General features: G+C 50.5%; 19 protein-coding genes and 6 tRNA genes. 21 read left to right on the forward strand and 4 right to left on the reverse strand.

Annotation, left to right across the window (positions count from 1 at the left end):
* Positions 1-91: 91 nt before the first annotated feature.
* Complete coding sequence (gene ybfF / locus AB8809_RS16575) at positions 92-859, forward strand: esterase (RefSeq protein ID WP_043881730.1); 768 nt, start codon at positions 92-94, stop codon at positions 857-859.
* Positions 860-1165: 306 nt separating this feature from the next.
* On the forward strand, positions 1166-1447 hold the full coding sequence (gene ybfE, locus AB8809_RS16580) for a LexA regulated protein (RefSeq protein ID WP_015839489.1): 282 nt from the start codon (positions 1166-1168) through the stop codon (positions 1445-1447).
* Positions 1448-1588: 141 nt separating this feature from the next.
* On the opposite strand, the gene AB8809_RS16585 is transcribed toward ybfE, so the two are convergent.
* Positions 1589-3256 (reverse strand): methyl-accepting chemotaxis protein, encoded by a 1668-nt coding sequence (locus AB8809_RS16585; RefSeq protein ID WP_349855003.1) that lies wholly within the window; start codon positions 3254-3256, stop codon positions 1589-1591.
* Between the two features lie 877 nt (positions 3257-4133).
* Between AB8809_RS16585 and fldA the strand changes: the two genes are divergently transcribed.
* Both fldA and fur read left to right on the forward strand, forming a co-directional pair.
* Positions 4134-4661, forward strand: a complete 528-nt coding sequence (gene fldA / locus AB8809_RS16590) for a flavodoxin FldA (RefSeq protein WP_010285453.1) — start codon at positions 4134-4136, stop codon at positions 4659-4661.
* A gap of 329 nt (positions 4662-4990) precedes the next feature.
* The gene (fur, locus tag AB8809_RS16595) at positions 4991-5440 is read left to right on the forward strand and encodes a ferric iron uptake transcriptional regulator (RefSeq protein WP_015839486.1); all 450 of its coding nucleotides are present in this window, start codon (positions 4991-4993) and stop codon (positions 5438-5440) included.
* A 64-nt stretch (positions 5441-5504) separates the two neighbouring features.
* Here fur and glnS read toward each other — a convergent pair whose 3' ends face one another.
* On the reverse strand, positions 5505-7163 hold the full coding sequence (gene glnS / locus AB8809_RS16600) for a glutamine--tRNA ligase (RefSeq protein ID WP_349855004.1): 1659 nt from the start codon (positions 7161-7163) through the stop codon (positions 5505-5507).
* 175 nt (positions 7164-7338) lie between these two features.
* Positions 7339-8835 (reverse strand): N-acetylglucosamine-specific PTS transporter subunit IIBC, encoded by a 1497-nt coding sequence (nagE, locus tag AB8809_RS16605; RefSeq protein WP_349855005.1) that lies wholly within the window; start codon positions 8833-8835, stop codon positions 7339-7341.
* Between the two features lie 352 nt (positions 8836-9187).
* Between nagE and nagB the strand changes: the two genes are divergently transcribed.
* From nagB to AB8809_RS16660, 11 genes are all read left to right on the forward strand, one after another.
* The gene (gene nagB / locus AB8809_RS16610) at positions 9188-9988 is read left to right on the forward strand and encodes a glucosamine-6-phosphate deaminase (RefSeq protein ID WP_349855006.1); all 801 of its coding nucleotides are present in this window, start codon (positions 9188-9190) and stop codon (positions 9986-9988) included.
* Positions 9989-10007: 19 nt separating this feature from the next.
* On the forward strand, positions 10008-11153 hold the full coding sequence (nagA, locus tag AB8809_RS16615) for an N-acetylglucosamine-6-phosphate deacetylase (RefSeq protein WP_349855483.1): 1146 nt from the start codon (positions 10008-10010) through the stop codon (positions 11151-11153).
* 125 nt (positions 11154-11278) lie between these two features.
* Entirely contained in the window at positions 11279-12502 is a 1224-nt protein-coding gene (locus AB8809_RS16620) for an ROK family protein (RefSeq protein ID WP_180778363.1), read from the forward strand.
* Between the two features lie 203 nt (positions 12503-12705).
* Positions 12706-14370 carry an asparagine synthase B gene (gene asnB / locus AB8809_RS16625; RefSeq protein ID WP_180778362.1) on the forward strand — a complete coding sequence of 555 codons (1665 nt, stop codon included), beginning with the start codon at positions 12706-12708 and terminating at the stop codon, positions 14368-14370.
* Positions 14371-14589: 219 nt separating this feature from the next.
* Positions 14590-14666: transfer RNA gene (locus AB8809_RS16630), tRNA-Met, on the forward strand.
* Between the two features lie 8 nt (positions 14667-14674).
* A tRNA-Leu gene (locus AB8809_RS16635) sits at positions 14675-14759 on the forward strand.
* Between the two features lie 54 nt (positions 14760-14813).
* A tRNA-Gln gene (locus AB8809_RS16640) sits at positions 14814-14888 on the forward strand.
* A 36-nt stretch (positions 14889-14924) separates the two neighbouring features.
* A tRNA-Gln gene (locus AB8809_RS16645) sits at positions 14925-14999 on the forward strand.
* Positions 15000-15052: 53 nt separating this feature from the next.
* Positions 15053-15129, forward strand: a tRNA-Met gene (locus AB8809_RS16650).
* A gap of 6 nt (positions 15130-15135) precedes the next feature.
* Positions 15136-15210: transfer RNA gene (locus AB8809_RS16655), tRNA-Gln, on the forward strand.
* Positions 15211-15342: 132 nt separating this feature from the next.
* Positions 15343-15957, forward strand: a complete 615-nt coding sequence (locus AB8809_RS16660) for a hypothetical protein (RefSeq protein ID WP_349855007.1) — start codon at positions 15343-15345, stop codon at positions 15955-15957.
* A 22-nt stretch (positions 15958-15979) separates the two neighbouring features.
* Here the strand turns inward: AB8809_RS16660 and ubiF are convergent, their stop codons facing one another.
* The gene (gene ubiF / locus AB8809_RS16665; RefSeq protein WP_349855008.1) at positions 15980-17146 is read right to left on the reverse strand and encodes a 3-demethoxyubiquinol 3-hydroxylase; all 1167 of its coding nucleotides are present in this window, start codon (positions 17144-17146) and stop codon (positions 15980-15982) included.
* Between the two features lie 226 nt (positions 17147-17372).
* Between ubiF and miaB the strand changes: the two genes are divergently transcribed.
* The 6 genes from miaB (at position 17373) to AB8809_RS16695 (ending at position 24619) form a co-directional block, all read left to right on the forward strand.
* On the forward strand, positions 17373-18797 hold the full coding sequence (gene miaB / locus AB8809_RS16670; RefSeq protein ID WP_349855009.1) for a tRNA (N6-isopentenyl adenosine(37)-C2)-methylthiotransferase MiaB: 1425 nt from the start codon (positions 17373-17375) through the stop codon (positions 18795-18797).
* 289 nt (positions 18798-19086) lie between these two features.
* Complete coding sequence (locus AB8809_RS16675; RefSeq protein ID WP_014914633.1) at positions 19087-20145, forward strand: PhoH family protein; 1059 nt, start codon at positions 19087-19089, stop codon at positions 20143-20145.
* Positions 20142-20621 carry an rRNA maturation RNase YbeY gene (gene ybeY / locus AB8809_RS16680; protein ID WP_349855010.1) on the forward strand — a complete coding sequence of 160 codons (480 nt, stop codon included), beginning with the start codon at positions 20142-20144 and terminating at the stop codon, positions 20619-20621. The genes AB8809_RS16675 and ybeY overlap by 4 nt, the downstream gene beginning before the upstream one ends.
* A 251-nt stretch (positions 20622-20872) precedes the next feature.
* Positions 20873-21751 carry a CNNM family magnesium/cobalt transport protein CorC gene (gene corC, locus AB8809_RS16685; protein ID WP_015839475.1) on the forward strand — a complete coding sequence of 293 codons (879 nt, stop codon included), beginning with the start codon at positions 20873-20875 and terminating at the stop codon, positions 21749-21751.
* 7 nt (positions 21752-21758) lie between these two features.
* Positions 21759-23288, forward strand: coding sequence for an apolipoprotein N-acyltransferase (gene lnt / locus AB8809_RS16690; protein WP_349855011.1), 1530 nt, complete (start codon positions 21759-21761; stop codon positions 23286-23288).
* Between the two features lie 434 nt (positions 23289-23722).
* Positions 23723-24619: an amino acid ABC transporter substrate-binding protein gene (locus tag AB8809_RS16695; RefSeq protein WP_015839473.1), complete on the forward strand. Its 897-nt coding sequence runs from the start codon at positions 23723-23725 to the stop codon at positions 24617-24619.
* Positions 24620-24833 lie beyond the last annotated feature (214 nt).

Genomic DNA, 24833 nt, shown 5'->3' on the forward strand with positions numbered 1-24833 from the left:
TTATTTAGGGTATGTATCGATTCCTTCAGCGACAACATTGATTCTAAAGTCATGATACCCTAAGCCCATGTCTCTCTGAATGAACTTCACCATGAAATTGAATCATCGCTGGCAAAATGCGCACCAACCCACAGATAAACTCCCTGTCGTCCTGATTCATGGCCTGTTTGGCACGCTGGATAACCTTGGCGTATTGGGCCGGGATTTGCAAAACACGCATGACATCCTGCAAATCGATTTACGCAATCATGGTTTGTCGCCGCGCTCACCGCAGATGAACTATCCCGCGATGGCGCAGGACGTGCTGGCGCTGCTGGATGAACTGAACATCGAACGCGCTATTGTTATTGGCCATTCAATGGGCGGGAAAGTCGCTATGGCGCTCAGCGCGCTCATTCCTGAACGACTGGACAAACTGGTCGCGATCGACATCGCACCGGTGGATTATCAGGTGCGCCGCCACGATACCATTTTTGCTGCGCTACGCGCCGTGACGGAAGCGGGCCTGACATCGCGCTCGGAAGCCACGACATTAATGCGTCAGCATATAAAGGAAGAAGGGGTGATTCAGTTTTTGCTGAAATCGTTCCAACAGGGAGAGTGGCGTTTTAACGTACCAGTGTTGTGGGATGAGTACGAAAACATCGTGGGCTGGCAGGATGTTCCCACCTGGCAAGGCCCTATCCTGTTCATTCGCGGCGGCGATTCCCCCTATCTGGACGATCGCTACCGCGATTCGCTACTGCGTCAATTCCCGGCAGCGCGTGCGCATGTGGTCAGCGGAGCGGGTCACTGGGTTCACTCAGAAAAGCCCGAAGCAGTTTTGCGCGCTATCCACCGTTTTCTGGACACGAATTAACCAGACAGCACTGACACTGGCGGATTCATGATAACGGCGGCAGTTAACCGTTGTCGCCGCCAGTGCGGCTAGGGTATGATGGCGCTCGCAGTAGAGGGACGGCTGATTCAGCCACAAGCATTGTAACCACTTCATCAAAATGCACGCATCACTTCCCGACATGTTTCACAGATAGAAAACCGCACTCTGGCACTTTCTGTTGCAGAATGAGCTGTTGCAGAGTGAGAATCGGCATCGCTTTTATCTGCAGAACAAGACGGACAGCGCCGTGTATTTTGGTCCGAATACCTTGCAGTATCATTACTTATGGCAAAAGAACAAACGGATCGCACCACACTGGATCTGTTCGCAGACGAGCGTCGTCCGGGCCGCCCCAAGACCAACCCGCTCTCGCGTGACGAACAACTAAGAATTAACAAGCGTAATCAGCTACGTCGCGATAAAGTTCGTGGCTTGCGCCGTGTTGAATTAAAGATTAACAGCGACGCCGTTGATATCCTGAACAGCCTTGCTGAAGAGCGGAATATTAGCCGCAGTGAATTGATTGAAGAGATGCTGCTGGCGCAGTTGGCAGATCAGCAATCCTGATTGACGTAATACGACATTCACATCTAGTGCGGCGCCATTTCTGACGCCGCCTGAACATTCACCCAAGATTAAACACACGACCTCAGGTTAAACGACACTTTCTGTTCTGACTAACACACGGTTTTCTAACGAAAACCCGCATCAGAATTTTTCCCAATTGTCGTTGCTGGGTGGCAACGCTTTCGCGGCACGTGGCGCAACCGCCTGCGTTTTCTGCACCGGTTTTGCTGCCACTTGCAATGCTGACTGCGTGTCGGACAGTTGGAACAGCGACACCGTCTGGTTCAGCAACGCCGCCTGCTCTTCCAGCGACAAGGCTGCAGACGAGGCCTGTTCAACCAACGCGGCGTTTTGCTGCGTTACGCTGTCCATTTCCGCCACAGCCTGACCAACCTGCGCAATCCCTTTGCTCTGCTCTTCCGATGCCGATGCAATCTCACCCATAATATCCGTCACGTTGGTCACCGCACGGACGATATCCTGCATGGTGTCACCAGCGTCACTAACCAGATTAGACCCAGTATCAACACAGCGAACAGACTCAGAGATCAGCCCTTCAATCTCTTTAGCCGCCTGCGCACTGCGCTGCGCCAGACTGCGTACTTCTCCCGCAACCACGGCAAACCCGCGCCCTTGCTCACCCGCTCGCGCCGCTTCTACCGCCGCGTTCAACGCCAGAATGTTAGTCTGGAAAGCGATGCCGTTAATCACGGTGGTGATTTCTGCGATTTTTCTTGAACTGCCGGAGATTTCCGCCATGGTTTTCACCACGTTCTCAACGATCTCGCCGCCCTTCTTCGCCGTTGTCGAGGCTTGTAATGCCAGTTGGCTGGCGTGGTTGGCGTTTTCGGCGTTCTGTTTCACCGTCGCCGTCAGTTGCTCCATACTTGCCGCAGTTTCTTCCAGTGCGGAAGCCTGCTCTTCAGTACGTGAAGACAGATCGTTGTTACCCGCGGCAATTTCAGAAGCGCCCTGATAGATGGAATCCGTACTGTTTCTGATCGTGCTAACCGTGCTGGCCAGACTCCCCTGCATTTCACGCAACAGTGGGAACAGACGACCTACGCAGTTATTACCGAAGTCCAGAATCGGCTTGCCCAAATTGCCAGCTGCTATCACGCTGAAGTGATAGCGCAGGTCATTTAACGGACGAACCAGACACACTACCAAATAACGATCGGTCAGGAACAGCATGATCAGGCCGATAACCAACCCACTCAGCAAAATGTTCTGCCCAATCGTGGTGATTTGTTCAAAACGAACACCCGCTGCACCGAATTTCTCTGCACTGGCGTTACTGAATGCGGATAAGGACGCGCCAAATTGGCGACTCAATGGCGGCACAACGTTCTTAGCCTGATTTTGGTAATCATCCAGCGCGTTGGCAACGGCCTTTTGGTAAAGCGGCTCCACGCCCTGAGTAACCAGATTGTTCCAGTCACGGCTGACAGCCTGTACCAGCGCGGGGTCCAGACCTGCATGATCGATAGCATTAAACGCCACCAAATCAGACTTCAGTTTATCCAATGCGACGAGTGCGGAAGCCTGCTCTTTATCCGCGGTGGCATTATCACCACTGCGGCGAGCGTCAACGGCACGCGCCAGGCGGGTTACCATACGGAAATATTGATCGTTGCCCTGGTTGATAAAATTCATGTTCTGAACCAGCAAGGTGCTGGTTTTCGAGGTCGCCGTCATCTCTTTAAAAGAGAACATGGTATATATCGATAAGCCACCCCAAAGGACACAAAAAATGCCCAGTACCCATAGCATAGCGGTTCTGATGGCAATATTTTTTATAAGTCTCATAGCTCACTCCAAATCAGGAAAATGGTTAAAAAGATTTTTATCGCTAATCAACCGATATGAATCAGAAAATTCACACCATGAAACAGGTCACTTCTCCCTAGCGTTCACATTTCACCGAGTTGAAAACTCAAAAACCACGCTAACTCATCGGCTAAACACAGAGAATATTTAGCGTTCTCGCTATATTTATTAATATAATTTTTTATATTGAGAATGAGTTCACCTCTTTTCACAGATATAAGGCTTTTAATCAGAGAGTTACTATCAAAATCGCTGTCGCCCCTGCCTGATGTGCGTTGGCATAGGCATGCTGTCAGGCAACAATTGGAATTTAATTTTATCCTTTAATATCAAAAGACTAAAAAACTCACCTCCTCATTTTTATCTCTTCACTTGTAAATGGTTATAGTTCTTATTTCCATTTATTAGGAATATTCCCGCGAAATGTTACAGGTTTTCAATTCGATAAAAACATTATCCTTTGTGCGTATTTTAATTCTCATGAATCGTAACGTACCGTGAAGTAACTTTTATTTCCTACAAACAAAAGTCTGCTTTTAATTACAATCGAAATTAGTTATTAAAATAAAAAGCACATTCATAAAAAATGAAACAATGTCATGAAAAAATATCCATGATGATATTAGGGAAATGCGCGTTTAATCCCAGACGATAGCATAATCCCTATTTATTATGGGGAATTTAGCATCAGCAGAACTGCGTTTCGTTCCTTTACTGCCCCCCGCATTTCATACGCTCTTGATTTACGCATCCTTACCGATACGAGTTTCTCCTGATGTGAGTGTCTGTTATTATTAACAGATAAGTGGGTGAAACATTACACCATACCATTAGGAATCAAGAGGTTATTCAATTCATGGCACTCATCGGAATATTCTTTGGCAGTGATACTGGCAATACTGAAAACATCGCCAAAACGATCCAACAGCAGTTAGGCACCAACGTTGCTGATGTTCATGACATCGCCAAAAGCAGCAAAGAAGACCTCGAAGGTTTCGACATTCTGCTGTTGGGTATTCCAACCTGGTATTACGGTGAAGCTCAGTGCGATTGGGATGACTTCTTCCCGTCGCTGGAAGAAGTTGATTTCACAGGAAAACTGGTTGCCCTGTTTGGCTGCGGCGATCAGGAAGACTATGCGGAATACTTCTGTGATGCCATGGGCACCATCCGTGACATTATTGAGCCTCGCGGCGCGACGATTGTCGGCCACTGGCCAACAGAGGGCTACTACTTTGAAGCCTCTAAAGGGCTCGCAGACGACAATCACTTCATCGGTCTGGCTATCGATGAAGATCGTCAGCCTGAACTGACCAGCGAACGCGTAACAACGTGGGTCAAACAGATCAGCGATGAACTGAACCTGAAAGAGCTGGTTGGCTAAGTCCTGTTGGCTCTGATAATCCCTATCAGAGCCAAAACCGCATTGATAGGTAAAACCTTTCATAATAATTGATACATTTTTTTAACTTCTATCAGTAAACCTGTACAATAATCCCATCGGTTTTATACGTGCTTCACCATTTCCTCATTCATCAACAACGTATTGCGTTCTATACCAGTAGTGTGAATAGGGACAATATTGTTAACATTCCCTTGTTTTCATTTTGTATGTGCGGTTCTATAATTGGGACGCTATTACATTTTTTGAGCCGACCGATGTCATAGGCTAGGCAGCCTCCATTGATAAGTAAGCAACAGGACTAAACCCGCATGACTGACAACAATACCGCATTAAAGAAGGCCGGCCTGAAAGTCACTCTTCCAAGACTGAAAATACTGGAAGTGTTACAGGATCCTGTCTGCCATCACGTCAGTGCGGAAGATTTATATAAGAGACTGATTGATATGGGCGAAGAGATTGGTCTTGCTACCGTCTATCGCGTACTCAACCAGTTTGATGATGCGGGTATCGTAACCCGTCATAACTTCGAAGGTGGAAAATCCGTCTTTGAACTGACACAGCAGCATCATCACGATCACTTAATTTGCCTCGACTGTGGCAAAGTCATTGAATTCCGCGATGAGTCTATCGAAGCACGCCAACGCGAGATCGCAGAAAGACACGGCATTAAACTGACCAACCACAGTTTGTATCTCTACGGGCATTGCAGTGAAGGGGATTGCCGAGAGGATGAAACCCTGCACGATTCCACACGATAAATCGACCGCATAAAAAAATAAAACCGCCGAGGCGGTTTTATTTTTGTCTTCTTTCCAGTCGGCCTTAGCCCACCCAAGTATCGCGCAGTCCAACCGTACGGTTAAACACCAGATGCTCTGCACTGGAGTAAACGCGATCGGCACAGAAGTAACCTTCACGCTCAAACTGATACGCTTTCTCTGCTTCTGCTTGCGCCAGGCTCGCTTCGACAAAACCTTGCGTAATCTTCAGTGAGTCCGGGTTAATCGTCGACAGGAAGTCTTCTGCCGCGCCAGGGTTTGCCACACTGAACAGACGATCGTACAAACGGAATTCCGCAGGTACAGCGTGTGCCGCAGAAACCCAGTGGATCACACCTTTCACTTTACGGCCGTCAGCCGGATCCTTGCTCAGCGTTTCTGCATCATAGCTACAGTAGATCGTGGTGATGGTGCCCTGCTCGTCTTTCTCAATGCGATCGGCTTTGATCACATAGGCATTACGCAGGCGAACCTCTTTACCCAACACCAGACGCTTGTACTGTTTGTTAGCTTCTTCACGGAAGTCAGCACGGTCGATATAGACTTCACGGCTGAATGCCACCTGACGTGAACCCATTTCAGGTTTGTTCGGGTGGTTTGGCATCGCAACAAACTCTTCATGCTCGGCGGGCAAATTCTCGATCACGACTTTTACCGGGTCCAACACCGCCATCGCACGCGGAGCGTTCTCATTCAGATCGTCGCGGATACAGGATTCAAGCGCGGCCATTTCCACGTTGTTATCCTGCTTCGTAACGCCGATACGCACACAGAACTCACGGATAGAAGACGCACTATAACCGCGACGACGCAGACCAGAAATGGTCGGCATACGCGGATCGTCCCATCCTTCAACGACATTTTCCACCACCAACTGATTCAGCTTACGCTTGGACATAATTGCGTATTCGAGGTTGAGGCGAGAGAATTCGTACTGACGCGGATGGCAAGGAATAGTGATGTTATCCAACACCCAGTCATACAGGCGGCGGTTATCCTGGAATTCCAGTGTACACAGCGAATGCGTGATCCCTTCCAGCGCATCGGAAATGCAGTGAGTGAAATCATACATCGGGTAGATGCACCACTTGTTGCCCGTCTGGTGGTGATCGGCAAATTTAATACGATACAGCACCGGATCGCGCATCACGATAAAGGACGATGCCATATCGATTTTTGCACGTAGGCAGGCAGTACCTTCCGCAAATCCACCGTTACGCATTTTTTCAAACAGCGCCAGGTTTTCCTGCACGGTACGATCGCGGTAAGGGCTATTTTTACCCGGTGCCGTCAGCGTACCGCGGTATTCACGGATCTGCTCAGGCGTCAGTTCATCAACGTAAGCCAATCCTTTACCGATCAGCTCAACCGCATACGCGTGCAGCTGATCGAAATAATCAGAAGAATAGCGAACGTCGCCGCTCCATGAAAAGCCCAGCCACTCGACGTCACGTTTGATCGACTCAACGTATTCGATATCTTCTTTTACCGGATTGGTGTCGTCAAAACGCAGGTTGCATTGCCCCTGATAGTCACGCGCAATACCAAAATTCAGGCAAATAGATTTTGCATGCCCAATATGCAGATAGCCATTCGGCTCTGGCGGGAAACGCGTCTGAATATGGTCATGCTTACCGGACGCCAGATCTTCATCGATAATCTGACGGATAAAGTTGGTTGGGCGGGCTTCAGCCTCACTCATTCTTCATTCCTCAATGCTAAAACGACGTATAACCGACAATGATCCAACAAGCTACGCTGGGAAACAACCGTTAGTTTCATTTAATTATTCATAACGAAAAAAAAGGACGAGATTGCCATCTCGCCCTATCAATTTCATCAACATAAGACCACGTTAAACAAATAACGCTGTCATATTACGCCTTGTCGCGTTCCGCTTTCAGTGCAGTAGCTATCGATTCAGCCTGCGTCCCCACGACAATCTGTACGCTTTGCTTATTCAGACGAATCACGCCCGCCGCACCAAGACGCTTCGCCTGTGCATCATCCACCAGAGACGAATCCGCCACGTTCAAACGCAAACGCGTGATACAGGCATCAATACCAATCAGGTTGGTTTTTCCGCCCAGCGCCTGCAAATAGCCCCGTGCTAACGCCGCAGTATCGCCTGATTTCTCGCTCTCAGACGCGGTACTCACATCATAACCATCAGCTTCGCTACCGCTCACGGCCAGCTCACGTCCCGGCGTTAACAGATTGAAGCGCGTGATGGTAAAGCGGAACACCACATAGTAAATAACGAAGAATACCAGTCCCTGAACAAGCAGCATGTACCACTGGGTGGCTAACGGATTACGCGATGACAGCACCATGTCCACCAGACCGGCACTGAAGCCAAAACCGGCAATCCAATGCATGCTGGCCGCGATAAAGACGGAAAAACCAGTCAGCAGCGCATGCAGGAAATACAGCACCGGTGCCACAAACATGAATGAGAATTCCAGCGGCTCAGTGATACCAGTAAAGAAGGAGGCAAACGCCGCCGCCAGCATAATGCCGGCCACTTTGCTTTTGTTCTCAGGGCGTGCACAGTGATAAATAGCCAGCGCCGCACCCGGCAGGCCGAACATCATAATCGGGAAGAAGCCCGCCTGATAACGTCCGGTGATCCCCACAACGGCTTTGCCTGAATCAATAGACTGCTGGCCAGCCAGGAAGTTAGGAATATCGTTGATACCCGCCACATCAAACCAGAACACGGAGTTCAGCGCGTGGTGCAGCCCAACAGGAATCAGCAAGCGGTTAAAGAAGGCATAAACCCCGGCACCTACCGAGCCCATTTGTTGGATGTGTTCGCCAAACGACACCAGCGCATTGTAAATCACCGGCCAGACGTACATTAAAATGAACGCCACCAGGATCATCAGGAAAGAAACCAGAATCGGGACCAAACGGCGCCCGCTGAAGAACGACAGCGCCTTAGGCAGTTCAACCTGACTAAAGCGGTTATACAGTTCGGCGGACATCACACCGACCAGAATTCCGATGAACTGGTTTTCAATCTTGCCAAACGCCGCAGGCACCTGTTCAACCGGGATCCGTTGGATCATGGCGACAACGGCCGGTGAACACAGCGTGGTCAGCACCAGATAGCCGACAAAACCGGTCAATGCTGCCGCACCATCTTTATCTTTCGACATGCCGTAAGCGACACCGACCGCAAACAGCACTGCCATATGCCCGATAATCGCCTCGCCCGATTTGATGAGAAGTGCCGCCAATGCGTTCTCGCTTCCCCAGCCAACCGGATCAATCCAGTAACCTATCCCCATCAGGATGGCGGCAGCAGGCAGCGTCGCGACAGGCACCATCAATGCCCGACCGACTTTTTGTAAATAGCTAAGAGTACTCACTTTTCCCTCTCTTACCTTTGCGAGGTAAATGAAATGTTGTGGGGCAAACAAACCTGCCAATAAATTTCACTGCCGAAGAACGTCGCTGTCGAAAAACTTCATTGTCGAGAAAACATGGCAGCGGTAGTTCTCAGGGGGAGTGTAAGAAAAATAATTCGCTACACAAATTAAACCCCGTGATTATGTGATAAAAATCACCAAAAAACTGCATATTAAAAGTTTATACCTGAATAAAACCCCAACTTATTTCAAGATTAAAAAAAACGGAGTAGACTAATTTTAATGCATAGACAAAACGCGCAACTGGCGCGATTGACGCAATAAATTCCACTTGAAAACCAGGAGAGCGCTGATGAGACTCATTCCCTTAACTACCGCAGCCGACGTCGGAAAATGGGCCGCCCGCCACATTGTAGAAAAAATTAACGCTTTCAAGCCCAGTGCAGAGCGCCCTTTTATTCTTGGGCTACCGACAGGCAGCTCACCGCTGGAGGCCTACAAATCGCTGGTCACTATGCATCAGGCGGGTCTGGTGAGCTTCAAACACGTTGTTACCTTCAATATGGATGAATATGTCGGCCTGCCGACCGATCACCCAGAAAGCTATCATACCTTCATGCATCAGAATTTCTTCAATCACATTGATATTCCGCGTGAAAACATTAACCTGTTGAACGGCAACGCAGAAGACACCACAGCAGAATGTCGCCGCTATGAAGAGAAAATAAAGTCCTACGGAAAAATTCATCTTTTCATGGGTGGCGTGGGCAATGATGGACATATTGCTTTCAATGAGCCCGCCTCCTCTCTGGCTTCCCGCACCCGCATCAAAACGTTGACGGAAGAAACCCGTATCGCCAATTCCCGTTTCTTCGGCGGCGACGTCAGTCTGGTGCCTAAATTTGCGCTGACCGTGGGCGTCGGTACGTTGCTGGATGCCGAAGAAGTAATGATTCTGGTGACCGGGCGCAACAAGGCGCTGGCACTTCAGGCTGCGGTAGAAGGCAACGTCAACCATATGTGGACTATCAGCTGTCTACAGCTTCATGCCAAGGCCATCATGGTGTGCGACGAGCCTTCAACGATGGAGCTGAAGGTAAAAACTGTTAAATATTTCCGTGAGTTAGAAACGGAAAGTATGAAGAACCTCTAACCGATCGCGGGAGTTGATGATGTACGCGTTAACCCACAGCCGGATTTTTACCGGCCATCAGATTCTGGATAATCACGCCGTCGTGATTGCCGATGGGCTGATCGAGCGAGTCTGCTCACTTACAGAGCTCCCTGCTGGCATTGAACAACACGACCTGGGCGGCGCGTTTCTCGCTCCGGGGTTTATCGATCTCCAGTTGAACGGATGCGGCGGCGTGCAGTTCAACGACTCGCTAGACACAATTTCCGTCAAAACGCTGGAGATCATGCAGCAGGCGAACCAGCGTTCAGGCTGCTCCAGTTTCTTACCCACGCTGATTACCTCCAGTGATGCGTTTATGAAACACAGCATCAACGTGATGAGAGACTGGCTGGCGCAGAATAAGCATCAGGCGCTTGGGCTGCATCTCGAAGGCCCATGGCTGAACGTGATAAAGAAAGGCACGCATGACCCCGCGTTTATCCGCAAACCAACGCAAGAATTGGTCGACTTTCTGTGTGCCAACGCGGATGCCATTACAAAAATTACGCTGGCACCGGAAGAAGTCGATCCGTCGGTTATTCGTCAGCTAACGGCCGCAGGTATTATCGTCTCCGCGGGGCATTCTAATGCCACCTGGGAACAGGCAAAACAGGGTTTTGCTGCCGGTATTCGTTTCGCTACCCACCTGTTCAACGCCATGCCGTACCTGACCGGTCGTGAACCCGGACTGGTTGGCGCGATTTACGACGCCCCGGAAGTCTATTGCGGTATTATCGCGGATGGAAGGCACGTCGACTGGGCCAATATTCGCAACAGTAAACGTATCAAGGGCGATAAACTGGTGCTGGTTACCGACGCAACGGCACCAGCGGGCGCAGATATTGACCAATTCATTTTTGCTGGTAAAACCATATACTACCGCGATGGCATTTGTGTCGATGAGCACGGTACCCTGAGCGGCTCTGCACTGACCATGATTGAGGCTGTACGTAATAGCGTCGAACATGCGGGTATCGCGCTGGATGAAGCGATTCGAATGGCGACGCTCTATCCCGCTCGCGCCATTGGCATCGATAAGCAGTTAGGCAGTATTGAAAGCGGTAAAGTGGCAAACCTGACCGCCTTTGACCGTGATTATCAGATTCTCAAGACGTTTGTTAACGGTAATCCTGTTTGGGGATAAAGTGAAAAACATCTTGGGGTAAAGCGAAAATACGTGGAGTAAACCTGATAATCGGTTTACTCCACGTTGACGCAGGCTACGCATTGATATCTGCGTTTATACCTAAAGAAGCGAGTAACTTTTTCATGACCACAGGCGGACAGGCGCAGATAGGGAATGTCGATCTGGTTAAGCAATTAAACAGTGCGGTGGTTTACCGCCTGATTGACCAGCAAGGCCCAATCTCACGAATTCAGATAGCAGAACAGAGCCAGCTTGCACCTGCCAGCGTCACGAAAATCACCCGCCAGCTTCTGGAACGCGGGCTAATCAAAGAAGTCGATCAGCAGGCCTCCACAGGTGGCAGGCGTGCTATTTCGATTATCACCGAAAATCGCCCTTTCCATTCTATCGCCGTCCGTCTCGGTCGTTACGACGCCACCATTGCGCTTTACGATTTGCAAGGCAAAGCGCTGGAAGAAACGCACTACGACCTGCAAGAGAAAACGCAGGAGGCGCTGGAAGCCGCACTTTTTCAGGCGATCGGCGGCTTTATCTCCAGCCATCAGCGCCGCATTCGCGAACTCATTGCGATCTCCGTTGTGCTGCCGGGGCTGGTTGATCCGGTGGCAGGCATTGTCCGCTATATGCCACACATCAGCGTAGATAACTGGCAACTGGTCGAAAATCTGCAACGCCAGTTCAACGTTACCAGCTTTGTCGGTCACGATATCCGCAGCCTGGCATTGGCAGAACACTATTTCGGCGCCACTCACGACTCGCTGGATTCCATTCTGGTACGCGTCCATCGAGGAACTGGCGCAGGTATTCTCGTCAATGGGCAAATTTTTCTCGGCAGCAACGGCAACGTCGGCGAGATCGGCCATATTCAGATCGATCCACTTGGCGATCGCTGCCACTGCGGCAATTTCGGCTGCCTGGAAACCGTCGTTGCCAATGCCGCCATTGAACAGCGGGTACAGCATCTGCTGCGTCAGGGTTACCCCAGCAAGCTTTCTACAGATACCCCGACGATTTCTGCCATTTGCAAAGCGGCAAATCGGGGCGACGCCCTCGCCCGTGAGGTGATCGAACAGGCTGGGATCAACCTTGGTAAAGCGCTTTCCATCGCAATCAACCTCTTCAATCCTCAGAAAGTTGTGATTGCCGGTGAAATTACCGAAGCAGAAAAAACGCTGCTTCCTGCGATCCAGCGTTGTATCAATACGCAAGTGCTGAAAGAATTTCGTCATAACCTGCCGATTGAGATCTCCAGCCTCAACCATCTTTCCGCTATCAGCGCATTTGCCTTGGTCAAACGTGCGATGCTAAACGGCGTGCTGCTACAGCAATTACTCGAAAATGCCTGACCCTCGTTCTGGCCGGATTATGTAATCCCTAAAAATCCGGCTTTTCCCTTCTATGAATTTGACGAATCGACACCAAAAAACAGAATAATTTAACGAAACACCACATCGATGGCTTTTTTCATTAAATAATATTGAATTCCTATGGCACTTTGATGCTAAATCAATGGCACTGAGTTCGAATCTGTCATTACTGGGAGTCATGTATGTGTTCTATTTTTGGTGTGCTTGATCTGAAAAGCGATCCTGTTGAACTGCGTAAGAAAGCACTGGAGCTATCTCGTTTAATGCGTCACCGCGGGCCAGACTGGTCCGGCGTTTATGCCAGCGACAAAGCGATTCTGGCTCATGAACGCTTGTCTATCGTTGACGTCAACACGGGCGCACAGCCGCTTTACAACGCCGAGCGCACCCACATTCTGGCCGTTAACGGTGAAATCTATAACCATCAGGCATTGCGCCAGCAATACGGTGACCGTTACGCGTTTCAGACTGGCTCCGACTGTGAAGTGATTCTCGCGCTGTATCAGGAGAAAGGTCCGGCATTCCTGGATGAGCTGCGCGGCATGTTCGCTTTTGCTCTGTATGACAGCGAAAAAGACGCCTACCTGATTGGCCGTGACCACCTTGGCATCATCCCGCTGTATATGGGCTACGATGAACACGGCAACCTCTATGTCGCTTCTGAAATGAAAGCGCTGGTACCAGTTTGCCGCACCATCAAAGAATTCCCGGCAGGCAGCTACCTGTGGAGCAAAGACGGCGAAATTCGTGAGTATTACCAGCGCGACTGGTTTGATTACGATGCCGTAAAAGACAACGAAACGGATAAAGAAGCACTGCGCGATGCGCTGGAAGAAGCGGTGAAAAGCCACCTGATGTCTGACGTACCTTACGGCGTGTTGCTCTCTGGCGGTCTGGATTCTTCCGTTATCTCCGCAATCACCAAAAAATATGCCGCACGTCGCGTAGAAGATGATGAGCGCAGCGAAGCCTGGTGGCCTCAGTTGCACTCTTTCGCCGTCGGCCTGGAAGGTGCGCCAGACTTGAAAGCCGCGCAAGAAGTGGCTGACCACTTAGGGACTGTGCACCACGAAATTCACTTCACCGTGCAGGAAGGGCTGGATGCCATTCGTGATGTGATTTACCACATCGAAACCTATGACGTCACCACGATTCGCGCCTCAACGCCAATGTACCTGATGTCGCGTAAAATCAAAGCGATGGGCATCAAGATGGTGCTGTCAGGTGAAGGTTCTGACGAAGTATTCGGCGGCTATCTCTATTTCCACAAAGCGCCAAACGCCAAAGAGCTGCATGAAGAAACCGTGCGTAAACTGCTGGCACTGCACCAGTACGACTGCGCCCGCGCGAACAAAGCGATGTCTGCCTGGGGCGTGGAAGCGCGCGTGCCGTTCCTGGACAAAAACTTCCTTGATGTCGCCATGCGCATCAACCCACGCGACAAAATGTGTGGCAACGGCAAGATGGAAAAACACATCCTGCGCGAGTGCTTTGAATCCTACCTGCCGCACAGCGTTGCATGGCGTCAGAAAGAGCAGTTCTCTGACGGCGTAGGCTACAGCTGGATTGATACGCTGAAAGAAGTAGCGGCTCAGCAGGTTACCGATCAGCAGTTGGAGACAGCACGCTTCCGCTTCCCGTACAACACCCCGGGCTCCAAAGAAGCGTATCTGTACCGTGAAATCTTCGAAGAGCTGTTCCCGGTTCCCAGCGCAGCAGAATGCGTACCGGGTGGCCCATCCGTCGCCTGTTCGTCTGCCAAAGCGATTGAGTGGGATGAATCTTTCAAGAAACTGGATGATCCATCAGGCCGTGCGGTTGGCGTACACCAGTCAGCCTACAAATAATTCGATTTAATTTTTTCAGTCAACGGGCCTTTCGTGGCCCGTTTTTGTACGCTTAATTGACTGGGAATACGTGCTTTTTGGCGTTTTTCTCACCATACTGTTCACAACCCAAACAAACGGTACATTGATGGCACTTTTCGGGAAAAAACTAGTTGACGCAATTAGGCCAACTACGCATAATGCGCCCCGCAACGCCGATGAAGGTGACGCGGAAAGGATGGCTACGTAGCTCAGCTGGTTAGAGCACAGCACTCATAATGCTGGGGTCACAGGTTCGATTCCCGTCGTAGCCACCATCTTTTTTGCGGGAGTGGCGAAATTGGTAGACGCACCAGATTTAGGTTCTGGCGCCGCAAGGTGTGCGAGTTCAAGTCTCGCCTCCCGCACCATTATCTTCTCGGTCTGACATCGCTTTTCGAAGCTTGTTAGTGTTTTGTAGTGATTGGGGTATCGCCAAGCGGTAAGGCACCGGTTTTTGATACCGGCATTCCCTGGTTCGAATCCAGGTACCCCAGCCATTTCAAAACATATGCTGAAAAAATTCGTTGTCCTGTTGGGGTATCGCCAAGCGGTAAGGCACTGGTTTTTGATACCAGCATTCCCTGGTTCGAATCCAGGTACCCCAGCCATCTACTTGATGTAGAAGATGTTGTTGAAGTAAGGTAACATTAGCAGTACATTTGGCTACGTAGCTCAGCTGGTTAGAGCACAGCACTCATAATGCTGGGGTCACAGGTTCGATTCCCGTCGTAGCCACCATATTATTGGGGTATCGCCAAGCGGTAAGGCACCGGATTCTGATTCCGGCATTCCGAGGTTCGAATCCTCGTACCCCAGCCAAATTAAGCTGGTAAAACAGCTAGATGCGGGGCGACAATCGAAAGATGTCGCCCCGTTTTCTTATGCGTGGTATTAACATAGTCTAGTGCTAACATATCCCAATCCACTATTCGATTTTCCCAAAGGGCGGGCATGAAGGTTTTATCGACATCCTCTGTTACTCATGATTTCAGCCGCGCTGTGGCGCCAAAGCAGAATGACGTTAGCCAATCACGGCGATCTGTCATACGTGCGCAGTTCAGCACACTGCTGCTCAGCATGGCGTTGCTGTTCTGCTTCATCACTCCGACTTATGCAGCAAACGTCTCTTCTTTCAAGATGTCATCGCAAACGTTCGCTGACCGAATGAATGCCAATCTGACGAAACTCAATATCCCTCTCAAGTTGACCATTAATCTGGAAAAGGGAACGTCCGTCGATGACTTTCAGCACATTTTTAACGAGCACGTCGGACTAATTGGGTCGGTAGAGAGTAAAGGCCAACAGCTTAATGGCCTCGTGATACTCAACGCCGCGTCAGAATCCGCCGATGTAACAAGACAGAATCTGCAAATCGTCACAGCCGCTTTTTCTGCACTATTGGGTGAGAATAATATCGAAAGCCCCGAAGTGACGGAGATGATGTTCGGCCTGCTTCAGGATAGCCAGACCTCAGGTAAGGGCGTTCGACAGGTAGGAAATGCTCGCTTTACAGCAACAACTAATAAGGACACCGATATTATCTTCACCGCTGAGCCAGCGCTGTAGTAGTCGGCGTCCTCATTATCTATCAGACACCAATGGCATACTTCAACGCGCGCTGTTTTAACACGCCAGCGCGCTGTGCAACCATCAGCGCCATATTGCGCGCAAAACTCAACGGCGGTAACGCGTTACTGAACGCGTTATAGAAGAGATCCATCCCGCTTTGCATCATCAGGTTATCCGGCATACGTCGACACTGATAGCGACGTAGCACACGCTCAGAGGCCCACGCCTCTCCTGCATTACGCGCATTAATCAGCACGTCCAACAGCGCCTCGACATCGCGATATCCCAGATTAACCCCCTGCCCTGCCAGCGGGTTGATGGTATGCGCCGCATCGCCCAGTAGCACCAAGCCCGGTTTGATATAGGTTTGCGCATGGCGCCTGACCAGCGGGAATGATCCGGCGGAGAGCGCTTTAACCGTGCCCAATCGCTCAGGAAAGGCGGCTGCAATTTCTTTATCCAACTGAGCGAGCGGCATCGCCTGAAGCTGGCGAATACGCTGCGGGCTGTCGTACCACACCAGCGATCCCCACTGGTCAAATAGCGGCAAAAACGCACGCGGGCCGCTCGGCGTGAACTGCTGCCAGGTGACGTCCTGCTGGGGTTGCGAAGTTTCAATACCAATCAGCATACAAGACTGGCGATACTGCCAGCCGCTGATGCCAATCCCCGCCCACTGGCGAACCTGAGAGTTCGCGCCATCAGCGCCAATCACCAGCGAAGCCGTCAGTTGTTGCCCATCGGCAAGCTGTAAGCACCAGCCATCATTGGTGCGTTGCAGGTTCTGCGGCGTGGCCGGGCAGTAACATTGGCAACGTTCTTCTTCCTGTAAGCTTTCCCAGAGCGCCAATTGCAGCACGCGGTTTTCAACCATGAAGCCCAGCTCAGGCAGATGAATGTCAGCAGCATCGAAAACGACTCTGGCATTCGCCCATTCCCAGGTTTCCAGCCGGCGGTATGGCGCGCTGCGCATTTGCTGTACTCGTGGCCATGCGCCCAGTTCTTTCAGCAACGCAACCGACGCGTAGCCAATCGCCGAGATCCGTAAATCTGGCGGGTAGGCAGCATCAAATGGCGCGGGCATTTCCTGCTCAACTACCGCAACCTGAAACCCTTGCTGTGCCAACCCAAGCGCCGCGGCCGCGCCAACCATGCCACCGCCAACCACAATCGCATCGTAATGCATATTGGCCTATCCTCTCTGGTTCTGGTCTCTTCACACCAGTAAAAATGCATGAAAGTAGTGTACTGGATCTGCGAGTGATTTTTCAGAAAAGCCGCATTTTTATAGAAAGTAAGGGGTTATCAAATCAGCGAGGTTTCCGGCACTGGTCACAACGTCAGCGAACGATTACAATACCCGCCCCAAATGAGGGGAATCTTTCTTATCCGCACTGAGTAATGGCAAGTCGATGACAAAAAAACTGCTTATTAAAACCTGGGGCTGTCAGATGAATGAGTACGATTCATCAAAGATGGCTGATTTACTGGGAAGTACGCACGGCTATGAGCTGACTGAAATCGCTGAAGAAGCCGATGTCCTGCTGCTCAATACCTGTTCGATCCGTGAAAAGGCGCAGGAAAAGGTCTTCCATCAACTTGGCCGTTGGAAAGCGCTGAAAGATCTCAATCCGAATTTGATTATTGGTGTGGGTGGCTGCGTCGCCTCACAGGAAGGCGCGCATATTCGTGAACGTGCGCACTATGTTGACGTTATTTTTGGCCCACAAACCCTGCACCGTCTGCCGGAAATGATTAACCACGTTCAGGGCACACGCAGCCCTATCGTTGATATCAGTTTCCCTGAAATAGAAAAATTTGACCGTCTGCCAGAACCACGTGCCGAAGGGCCAACGGCATTCGTCTCCATCATGGAAGGTTGCAATAAATATTGCACATTCTGCGTGGTGCCTTATACCCGTGGGGAAGAAGTCAGCCGCCCGTGTGATGATGTCTTGTTTGAAATCGCTCAACTGGCAGCGCAAGGCGTACGTGAGGTCAACCTACTGGGACAGAACGTTAACGCCTATCGCGGCGAAACTTATGACGGTGAAATTTGTTCTTTTGCCGAACTGCTGCGTCTGGTCGCCGCTATTGACGGGATCGACCGTATCCGTTTTACCACCAGCCATCCCATTGAATTCACAGACGACATTATCAGCGTCTATGAAGACACGCCGGAACTGGTCAGCTTCCTGCATTTGCCAGTGCAAAGCGGTTCTGACCGTGTGCTGACGATGATGAAACGCCGCCATACCGCACTGGAATACAAAGCGATTATCCGTAAGTTGCATAACGCGCGTCCGGGCATCCTGATCAGTTCTGACTTTATCGTCGGCTTCCCTGGCGAAACGCAGGCTGACTTTGAACAAACGATGAAGCTGATTGCCGATGTGAATTTCGATATGAGCTACAGCTTTGTCTACTCCGCCCGCCCGGGAACACCGGCTGCTGACATGATCGATGACGTGCCGGAAGAAGAGAAAAAGCAGCGTTTGTACCTTCTGCAAGAGCGCATCACGCAGCAGGCAATGCGCTTCAGCCGCCTCATGTTGGGTACCGTCCAGCGTATTCTGGTGGAAGGTACCTCGCGTAAGAGCGTGATGGAGCTGTCTGGCCGTACGGAAAATAACCGCGTCGTCAACTTCGAAGGCACGCCGGATATGATCGGTAAATTCGTCGATGTGGAAATCGTTGATGTTTATACCAACTCCCTGCGTGGTATCGTCGTGCGCACCGAAGATCAAATGGATCTGCGCGTCCATGAATCACCGTCTTCCGTGATTGCGCGTACCCGCAAAGAGAATGAAATCGGCGTTGGGTTCTACCAGCCGTAATCGACGTTCATTCATGTCTCAGCGTGATGATGGGTGGCAAAGCCACCCATTTTTTATGCTCTCTCGGCGGCACGGTTTTGTGGCAAACCCGCTTTATCCTCTGTTTCAATTTCATGGTGCTTACATTTGCTTTTGCGAGGCGGCATCCCAATATCATTATTGTGACTTGCACCATCGGGCATTCACGATGAATAATTCATTCATATGGCGGACACATCAGGCCGTCTGACAACTGTTCATTTTGTGCGGGCAGAATAGCGCCAGCACAGCAACGCTCAAGAGGAATAATTTGAACGTAACGACAAAAGAAATTGCCCTTGAACCCGCAGATAACCAACGCCTGCTCAGCCTTTGCGGTCCATTTGATGACAATATTAAGCAGCTAGAGCGTCGTTTAGGCATCGAGATCAATCGCCGGGATAACCAGTTTAAACTGGTCGGCAAAAACCTGCTGACGCAAGCTGCCGCTGATATCCTGCAACGTCTGTATGTCGATACAGCCCCGGTACGTGGCGTCATCGGTGATATCGATCCTGAGCAAATTCACCTTGCGATTAAAGAATCCCGCGTGCTGGAGCAGTCTGCGGAACACGTTCCTGACTATGGCAAAGTGGTCAATATCCGCACCAAACGCGGCGTAATCAAACCGCGCACGCCAAATCAGGCACAATATGTCGCCAATATACTCGATCATGACATCACGTTTGGCGTTGGCCCGGCAGGAACGGGAAAAACCTACCTAGCCGTCGCTGCCGCCGTGGATGCATTGGAGCGTCAGGATATTCGCCGTATCCTGCTCACGCGACCAGCGGTCGAAGCCGGTGAGAAGCTGGGATTCCTGCCTGGCGATCTGAGCCAGAAAGTCGATCCTTACCTGCGACCACTTTATGATGCCCTGTTTGAAATGCTGGGCTTTGAGCGTGTCGAGAAGCTCATCGAACGCAACGTCATTGAAGTCGCGCCGCTGGCTTACATGCGTGGTCGAACGCTGAACGATGCTTTCATCATTCTGGATGAAAGCCAGAACACTACCATCGAACAGATGAAAATGTTCCTGACGCGTATCGGGTTCAACTCAAAAGCCGTCATCACCGGTGACGTCACGCAGATCGACCTGCCGAAGAATCTCAAATCCGGCTTACGCCACGCCATTGAAGTGCTGGCTGATGTGGAAGAAATTAGCTTTAACTTTTTCCATAGCGAAGACGTGGTGCGCCACCCAGTGGTCGCGCGGATTGTGAATGCCTATGAAGCGTGGGAAAATGCCGAGCAGAAACGTAAAGACGCCTTGGCAGAACAGCGTAAGCGTGAAGCACAGGCTGCGGCATCAGATCAGGAGCAAAAATGAGTCAGGTGATTCTCGATTTACAAATCGCCAGCGAGCAAGCACAGGGGTTACCGGAAGAGAAAGACTTTCAGCGCTGGCTGGAAGGCGTTCTGCCACAGTTTCAGGAAGTCTCTGAAGTCACCATCCGTATCGTGGATGAGGCCGAAAGTCGCGACCTGAATAACACCTACCGCGGGAAAGACAAACCGACCAACGTGCTGTCGTTTCCTTTTGAGGTTCCGCCTGAGGTCGAACTTCCTCTGCTTGGCGATTTAATCATCTGCCGTCAGGTTGTCGAACAAGAAGCCGCAGAGCAGGAAAAAACTGTAGAAGAGCACTGGGCGCACATGGTTGTCCATGGTAGCCTGCATCTGCTAGGGTATGACCATATCGAAGACAGCGAAGCCGAAGAAATGGAAGCGCTGGAAACCGAGATTATGCAAAGTATGGGTTATGCCGATCCTTACCTTGCAGAAAAAGATGGCCTCACCGAATAAATAGAAATACATTTTATATGACCCTAAATAATTCGAGTTGCAAGAAGGCGGCAAGGGAAGGAATCCCGATGAGCTTACACAGGTAAGTGATTCGGGTGAGTGAACGCAGCCAACACACGTGCAGCTTGAAGTATGACGGGTCTCCTCGAGATCGGGAAGATGTCGGGTACTTATCTGCTACACATCAGCAACTGTGCCGTTTCCAGTTGCTGGCAATAATCCCTTAACAAGAGTGATGTTAATTAAAACGCATGAGCGACGACCATTCTCAAAACAGCGATGCACCCAGTCCCAAAAAGGGCTTCTTTTCTCTTATTCTTAATCAGCTTTTTCACGGCGAGCCAAAAGATCGTAACGGTTTACTCACTCTGATTCGCGATTCCGAACAGAATGACCTGATCGATCCTGAAACACGAGATATGCTCGAAGGCGTCATGGATATCGCCGACCAGCGTGTACGCGACATCATGATCCCTCGCTCGCAGATGATTACGCTCAAGCGCGATCAAACGCTGGAAGAGTGCCTGGACGTGATTATCGAATCCGCCCACTCCCGTTTCCCCGTTATTAGCGAAGATAAAGACCACATTGAAGGCATCCTGATGGCTAAGGATTTGCTGCCGTTTATGCGCAGCGATTCCGAACCCTTCAGTATGGATAAAGTCCTGCGTTCCGCTGTTGTTGTGCCGGAAAGTAAACGCGTTGATCGGATGCTGAATGAGTTCCGCTCGCTGCGTTATCACATGGCGATTGTCATCGATGAATTTGGCGGCGTATCCGGCCTGGTCACGATTGAAGATATTCTTGAGCTGATTGTCGGCGAAATTGAAGATGAATACGACGATGAAGAAGACAGAGATATTCGTCAGCTCAATCGCCAGACTTACACCGTTCGTGCGTTAACCGATATTGAAGATTTCAATGAGGCTTTCGGGACACGGTTCAGCGATGACGAAGTCGATACGATTGGCGGCTTGGTGATGCAGTCCTTTGGGCACCTTCCTGCCCGAGGCGAAACCATCGACATAGAAGGTTACCTGTTTAAGGTTGCGATGGCGGACAGTCGCCGTATTATTCAGGTTCATGTCAGAATCCCTGACGATGCCCCTCAACCAAAATTGGAAGAATAATTTGGCAATGGTTGTCGCTTCTTTTCTACAACGCCAGCAGGTCAGAGCCCCGCTGGCGCTCTTATTTGGTGCCTGTGGCACGCTGGCATTTTCTCCCTTTGACTTCTGGCCCGCGGCGATTATCTCGCTCATGGGCCTACAGGCGCTGACACTAAACCGTACTAGCCGCCAGTCAGCCTGGATAGGCTTTTGCTGGGGATTCGGCCTATTTGGCAGCGGCATTAACTGGGTTTACGTCAGTATCGCGCAATTTGGTGGGATGCCGGGTCCTGTAAACATTGCACTGGTCATTCTGCTCGCGGCCTATTTATCGCTCTATCCCCTGCTGTTTGCTGCCCTGCTCTCACGCCTCAGCCCGAAGACAACGCTGTGGCGTCTGGCACTGGCCGCCCCCGTGCTGTGGCAATTAACCGAATTTTTACGCGGCTGGGTACTGACGGGCTTTCCGTGGCTACAATTCGGCTACAGCCAGATTGACGGCCCGCTAAAAGGTATTGCGCCCATTCTGGGCATCGACACCATCACCTTCCTGTTGATGAGTCTCAGCGGGCTACTCGTTTATGCCATCACTCAACGCAAAGTCGTTCCGGCGGCCATTGCTATCGCTGTTTTCGTTTTATCATGGCCGCTGCGCAACGTGCAGTGGTACACCCTGCAACCTGAACGCGCCGTCAATGTCGCACTGGTACAGGGCAATATCCCGCAGGCCATGAAATGGGAACAAGATGAGCTATTGAACACGCTGAAGATCTATCTGGATAACAGCCTGCCTTATATGGACAAGGCACCTATCGTGATCTGGCCGGAAACGGCGATTCCTGATATTGAAAGTCGTCAGGGCGCTTACCTGAAACAGGTTGACGATATCTTGCGTAGCCGCAATAGCAGCCTGATTACAGGTATCGTCGATATCCGGCGTGAGGGTAACAAAACCGATTTTTATAACTCGGTTATCGTGTTGGGCGACAAAGATCCGTACCACTACCCTACAACGAACCGTTACAACAAAAACCATCTGGTGCCTTTTGGCGAGTTTGTCCCGTTGGAAACACTGTTACGCCCGCTGGCGCCGTTCTTCGATCTTCCTATGTCATCGTTCAGCCGAGGAGACTACGTCCAGCCTCAGCTCTCGGTTCATGGCTTCAAGCTTAATGCCGCCATTTGCTATGAGATTATCTTAGGCCAACAGTTGCGGGATAACTTCCGGCCAGACACCGATATGTTGCTGACTATCTCGAACGATGCTTGGTTCGGTCATTCAATTGGACCGTGGCAGCATTTCCAGATGGCACGCATGCGCGCGTTGGAATTAGGACGTCCTCTGGTTCGGAGTACCAATAACGGCGTCACCGCGGTGATTACACCTGATGGCAATGTCAGCGCCAGTCTGCCGCAGTTTACGCGTGCGGTGCTGAGCACGCAGGTTGTGCCCGCTACCGGAATCACACCTTATGCACGTTTCGGTTCCTGGCCGCTCTGGATCATCACGTTATTCGGCGGCATCGTTACCGTTCTCTTCGGTTTGCGTCGCCGATAACCTCCCTCTTTCCACTTCCCTAAGGGCATGCTTTTGCATGCCTTTTTTATTTATGGCACGGTATTTGCCTGTTATTACCCTGTAAAGGATTGTTTCTGTATTTTTTTGGATATTGCGTCGGCTTAGAGCGCTCTGCTGGGGCAAGTAACGCACCAAATTGGTGCCGCACTATGATATTGCTGCTATTTGGTGCGGCGGATATCGCAAAAAACAAACATTTCCATTTCAATCTATTTACAATCAGCTACTTTTTAACTGTATAGACAGTAACTTCGCGCTTTAACGGTGCAGCGGTATCACTGATAAGTCGCAAAGCGTTATGTATGAGTGATGCAGCGATACACGTTAACTTGAAAATGACGAGCATATTAACCATACGGTTATTCATGACAGCGCTATAACTATTGCAGCAACGACAGCAAAGGAGTTAGAACATGCAAATGCGTAAACTGGCATTATCACTGCTTCTGCTTGGCACCGCCGCCAGCGTAGCTCAGGCTGAAGATCTGGCCGGTACATTGAAAAAGGTCAAAGATAATGGCGTGATCGTCATTGGACACCGCGAATCGTCCGTGCCTTTTTCTTACTATGACAACACGCAAAAAGTGGTCGGCTACTCTCAAGCCTACTCTGACAAAATTGTCGAAGCGGTTAAGAAAAAACTGGATGCGCCTAACCTGCAGGTCAAGCTACTCCCTATCACCTCTCAGAACCGTATCCCTCTGTTGCAGAACGGTACATTCGATTTTGAGTGTGGTTCAACGACCAACAATCTGGAACGCCAGAAACAAGCCGCGTTTTCTAACACCATTTTCGTGGTCGGTACGCGTCTGTTAACCAAAAAAGACTCCGGCGTAAAAGACTTCCCAGATCTGGCGGGTAAAACCGTCGTAGTGACTTCCGGTACCACCTCTGAAGTTCTGCTGAATAAGCTGAATGAAGAAAAACAGATGAAAATGCGCATCATCAGTGCGAAAGACCACGGCGACTCCTTCCGTACGCTGGAAAGCGGCCGTGCTGTGGCCTTCATGATGGATGATGCTTTGCTGGCGGGCGAACGTGCGAAAGCGAAAAGCGCCGATCAATGGGACATCGTCGGCAAAGCGCAGTCTGAAGAAGCCTACGGCTGTATGCTGCGTAAAGACGACCCGCAATTCAAGAAACTGGTTGATGACACCATCGCTGAGGTTCAGACCTCCGGTGAAGCTGAAAAATGGTTCGATCGCTGGTTTAAACAACCTATTCCGCCAAAAGATCTTAACCTGAACTTTGCACTGTCAGACGAAATGAAGGCCTTGTTCAAAGCGCCAAATGACAAAGCGCTCAACTAATTAATAATGAGAATAAGGGCAGAGTCATCTGCCCTCTGATTGCTGATTCGTGGCAGGACAGACAGGCATGTGATGGTCGTTCCCCATCACATGTTGCCCCGAGAAATTTCGATAAACAGGAAAACAAACAATACGCCTGTAGTTTGAAACAGAACGGGAATATGGCCGCTCATCAATCTTCAGGGTAGCTTCGCTACCCTTTTTTTACCGGAGT

Source organism: Pectobacterium aroidearum, from assembly GCF_041228105.1.
In the GTDB taxonomy this organism is placed as follows: Bacteria; Pseudomonadota; Gammaproteobacteria; order Enterobacterales; family Enterobacteriaceae; genus Pectobacterium; species Pectobacterium aroidearum.